The 1,070-nt window shown below is 57.1% G+C and carries 1 protein-coding gene and 1 pseudogene; both read left to right on the top strand.

The window, feature by feature from the left end:
- Positions 1-218 precede the first annotated feature (218 nt).
- A complete protein-coding gene (locus C0V97_RS09500; protein WP_127100695.1) occupies positions 219-773 on the top strand; it encodes a hypothetical protein in 555 nt (184 codons plus the stop codon).
- A 60-nt stretch (positions 774-833) separates the two neighbouring features.
- Positions 834-1,070: pseudogene (locus C0V97_RS09495) on the top strand (hypothetical protein); the annotation flags it as partial.

The following is a 1,070-nucleotide window of genomic DNA, read 5'->3' as shown; positions in this document are numbered from 1 at the left end:
AAATGGTCGCTTCTCGTGGGAGCGGTGCGCATCATTCCGCCTGGGGGACCAATGAGAATTTCGGCAAGGTTTTCCATGCCTCGATCAATTTGAGCGATCTCGAATTTGGCGAGGTTGCGGTGCAGGCTCTGGATCGCTGTCAGCCGAATTACGCCTGAGTGATCAGGCGCCCCCCTTCCCACGACTGACGTCAGCCTTTTAAGGAGTGCAGATAGCGCATGAGCACCGTGATCCCCTCCTGGCAGATCCCCACACGCTATGCTCAGGTCATCCGCACCAAAAAATATGTGGCCGTGATCTGTCTGGAAACCTGGGGCGGCATGCACTTCTCCCGATCTGGATGGTCCACCTTCATTCCCCGCAAACAGGCCACGACAGATTGGATCGGGGCCAATCTCAAGGAGGCTCTATATAGCAGCGAGGATTTCGGAGCGCATTTGCCTACGCCGATCCCGAAGGACCTCTCTCGCCCAGCAAAGGACGAGTCAAACCGGAAGTCGCATGAATTCTGGCTGCGCATCCAGCAGGAATTGGGCTTCAAGGATATTCTGACCGCCATGTCCAAATCGGCCGGCATCTATATCGATTGGCCCGAAGACCAGGGGGACCAGGTACGGATCGTCGCAACGCGTGGTCGTGGTGGCGGCTTTTCCGCCTGGGGGACCAATGAGAATTTCGGCAAGGTTTTCCATGCCTCGATCAATTTGAGCGATCTCGAATTTGGCGAGGTTGCGGTGCAGGCTCTGGATCGCTGTCAGCCGAATTACGCCTGAGTGATCAGGCGCGCCCCTTCCCACGACTGACGTCAGCCTTTTAAGGAGTGCAGATAGCGCATGAGCACCGTCATTCCTTCCTGGCAGATCCCCACCCGGCGTGCTCAGCTCATCCGCACCAGGAAGTATGTGGCCGTGATCTGCATGGAACGCTGGGGAGGAAGTCACTTCTCCCGCTCTGGCTGGTCCACCTTCATTCCCCGCAAACAGGTTACGACGGAATGGATCGGGGAAAACCTCAAAAAGGCGCTATATAGCAGCGAGGATTTCGGGGCGCATTTGCCCCGACCGCTTCCA

Source organism: Asaia sp. W19, from assembly GCF_003994335.1.
GTDB lineage: Bacteria > Pseudomonadota > Alphaproteobacteria > Acetobacterales > Acetobacteraceae > Asaia.
The sequence above is the reverse complement of the archived record's forward strand: the minus strand, read 5'-3'. Positions and strand labels throughout refer to the sequence as shown.

Coding starts and splice junctions, on each gene's coding strand:
- C0V97_RS09500 (WP_127100695.1), top strand. CDS start 219: ATGAGCACCGTGATCCCCTCCTGGCAGATCCCCACACGCTATGCTCAG.